Source organism: Lysobacter enzymogenes (genome assembly GCF_017168095.1).
In the GTDB taxonomy this organism is placed as follows: Bacteria; Pseudomonadota; Gammaproteobacteria; order Xanthomonadales; family Xanthomonadaceae; genus Lysobacter; species Lysobacter enzymogenes_D.
In genome coordinates, this window is sequence record NZ_LXSD01000572.1 from 1 (window position 1) to 2,773 (window position 2,773).

The 2,773-nt window shown below is 74.8% G+C and carries 4 protein-coding genes and 1 pseudogene; all 5 read right to left on the bottom strand.

Going from position 1 to position 2,773, the window contains the following annotated elements; all coding sequences use genetic code 11:
* Positions 1-659: type III pantothenate kinase (locus tag A7A76_RS22330; RefSeq protein ID WP_206413377.1), on the bottom strand; the 659-nt coding region annotated here is incomplete at its 3' end.
* Positions 656-1,648 carry a bifunctional biotin--[acetyl-CoA-carboxylase] ligase/biotin operon repressor BirA gene (birA, locus tag A7A76_RS22335; protein WP_206413378.1) on the bottom strand — a complete coding sequence of 331 codons (993 nt, stop codon included), beginning with the start codon at positions 1,646-1,648 and terminating at the stop codon, positions 656-658. The genes birA and A7A76_RS22330, both read right to left, overlap by 4 nt.
* Positions 1,648-2,325 carry a glycerol-3-phosphate 1-O-acyltransferase PlsY gene (plsY, locus tag A7A76_RS22340; RefSeq protein WP_206413379.1) on the bottom strand — a complete coding sequence of 226 codons (678 nt, stop codon included), beginning with the start codon at positions 2,323-2,325 and terminating at the stop codon, positions 1,648-1,650. The genes birA and plsY overlap by 1 nt, the downstream gene beginning before the upstream one ends.
* Before the next feature lie 81 nt (positions 2,326-2,406).
* Positions 2,407-2,481: pseudogene (locus A7A76_RS27035) on the bottom strand (DUF6053 domain-containing protein); the annotation flags it as partial.
* Between the two features lie 74 nt (positions 2,482-2,555).
* Positions 2,556-2,773: hypothetical protein (locus A7A76_RS22345; RefSeq protein WP_206413380.1), on the bottom strand; the 218-nt coding region annotated here is incomplete at its 5' end.

The window sequence follows — 2,773 nt, forward strand, 5'->3', positions numbered from 1 at the left end:
CCGCCGCCGTGCAGCAGCAATCGCGGGGTCGCGCCCAGGCGCTGCGCGGCGCGCGCCAGGCTGCGCTCGATCAGCGCGATCGCCGCGCCGTCGGCGCCGGAAGCCAGCGCGTCTTCGGTGTCGGCGGCGAAGTCCAGGGCGCGGCCGCCGTGTTCGGGCAGCTGCGGCGCGCGCGCGTGCAGCGCTTCGCGCATCAGCGTCGGCGACGGCGCGATCAGGCCGCCGTGGTGCAGGCCGTCGGCGTCGAGCAGGTCGATAGTCAACGCGGTGCCGACCCCGCAGATCAGGCTGGCGCCGCGCGCCTGCGCATGCGCGCCGAGCAGGCCGAGGAAACGGTCGACGCCGAACTTGCGCGGCTCGGCATAGGCGATGCGCACTTCGCCGAAACCCGGCGCGCGAAAGTGCGGCTGGGTGCGGGCGATGGAGATGCGGCCGCAGCGCGCGCTCAGCGCCTGCAGCACCGCCATGCGTTGGGCGGGATGGGCGACGCTGGCCAGATAGGCCACATCGATGCGTTCGCGCGGCAAGTGTTCGGCCAATGCGGCGGCGATGTCTTCCTCGCGATGCGGCAGCGCCAGCGCCGCGCCGGGACGGCCGTCGGCCTGCAGCGGCGCGCACTTGAGCCGGGTATTGCCCAGGTCGAACAGCCACGCGTTCATCGCGGCGCTCCGCGGCGCACGCTGACTTCGCCGGCATGGAAGCGGCGCTCCTCGCCGTCGTCCAGGCGCACGCGCAGGGAGCCGTCGTCGGCCAGGCCGAGCGCGGTGCCGCGGTGCTCGGCGTCGTGGCCGAGCACGCTCACCGCCTGGCCGGCGAGCGCATCGAACGCGGCGTAGCGATCGAGGAACGGCGCCAGGCCTTGCGCGTCGAATTCGTCCAGCGCCGGCAGCAGCGCGTCGAGCAAGGCCGCGACGACGGCGTTGCGCGACAGCGGCCGCGCGCCGGCCAACGCGGCCAGATCGCACCAGGGCTGATCGATCTGCGCGGCCGCCGCGGCCGGCATGCGCACATTGAGGCCCAGGCCGATCACCGCGCGCGCCGGCCCGGCGTATTCGCCGCCGCCTTCCACCAGCAGGCCGCCAAGCTTGCGCAGGCCGTCGCCGTCGAGCGCGACCAGATCGTTCGGCCATTTCAGCCGCACCGCCTGGAAGCCCAGCGTGTGCAGCGCTTCGGCCGCGGCGATGCCGGCGACCAGGCTCAAGCCGCCCAGCCGCGCCAGGCCGCCGCCGAACGAGCGCGCCAGCGACAGATACAGATGCGCCGCCAGCGGCGACGCCCAGACCCGGCCGCGGCGGCCTCGGCCGCCGGTCTGGCGCTCGGCCAGCAGCGCCGCCGCGCCGCGCGCGGGCGTGGGCCGGCGCAGCAGCTCGCTGTTGGTCGAATCGATGGTCCAGGCGATGTCCAGCGAATCCAGGCGCGCGCGCGCGGCCGGCGCCAGCGCGGTTTCGATCGCCGCCGGGTCGAGCAGATCCAGCGGCTGCGACAGCGCATAGCCGCGCCCGGGCTTGGCCTCGATGGCCACGCCGGCTTCGCGCAAGGCTTCGATCCGCTTCCACACTGCGGCGCGGGTCTGTCCGGCCGCGGCGGCGAGCGCATCGCCGGTGGCCGGGCCCGCGATCAGGCGTTGCAACAGCGCGCGATCGTCCATCAGCCCCGGCGCCAGCGGTGCAGCAGCCGCGCGCGGGCGAAGCGCGATTCGGTGCCGGCGCGCAGGCGCGCCAGATTGCCGCGATGGGTGAACACCACCAGCGCCGCCGCGGCGACGCAGAACCACAGCCGCGGCGCGCCGGCGTCGGTGGCCCAGGCCAGCAGCGGCAGGCACAGCGCGGCGATCACGCTGGCCAGGCCGACGTAGCCGCTCAGCACCAGGGTCGCGCCCCACGCCAGCAACAGCGCCGGCAATGCGAACGGCCACAGCACCAGCAGGCCGCCGACCAGGGTCGCCACGCCCTTGCCGCCGCGGAACCCGTGCCACAGCGGCCACACATGCCCGAGCACCGCCGCGAACGCAGCCAGATACCCGTGCGCGGTGACCGACAGGCCGTCGTTGAGCGGCGCGTAGCGCAGCGCCAGCCACGCGGCCAGCGCGCCCTTGCCGATGTCGATTGCGACCACGCCCAGGGCGAAGCGCGCGCCCTGCGTGCGCAGCGCATTGGTGCCGCCGGCGTTGCCGCTGCCCTGGGTGCGGATGTCGACGCCGCGCAGCTTGCCCAGCATCAGGCTGCCGGACACCGAGCCGAGCGCATACGCCGCGGCCAGCAGCGCCAGCGAACGCGGCTCCGGAACGGCGACGGACAAGCTGGGCGCGAGGGCGGAAAACGACATGGCGCGGATTATGCGGGAGGCGATGGGAATTGCGCTGCGCCCGGGGCCCCACCGACGGTAGCGGAGCCCTCTTGTGGGAGGGCCTTCAGGCCCGAGGCTCTTGTGCCAGATCGTTGCGTGCTGAGCCGAAAGCCTCGGGCCTGAAGGCCCTCCCACAAAAACAGCGCTCCTGCAAAGGCCGCTTCCGCAAACCGGCCAGCCCCGGCTTCAAGCCGCTCCTGGCACCGACTTCAAACCGCGCCCGGCACCGGCTGCAGCGACACCAGCAGCGCGCCGCGCCCGGCGTGCGCGCCGAGCGCCGGCCCGGTTTCGACCAGGAAGGCCTGCTCCAGGTCCAGCCGCCGCCGCAGCGCCTCCAGCAACCGCTCGCCGTCGGCGCGCGCGTCGCAGTGGCCGACGATGGCGCGCCAGCGCGGCCCGCGCGGCGTGCGCCGGGCGATGTAGCCGG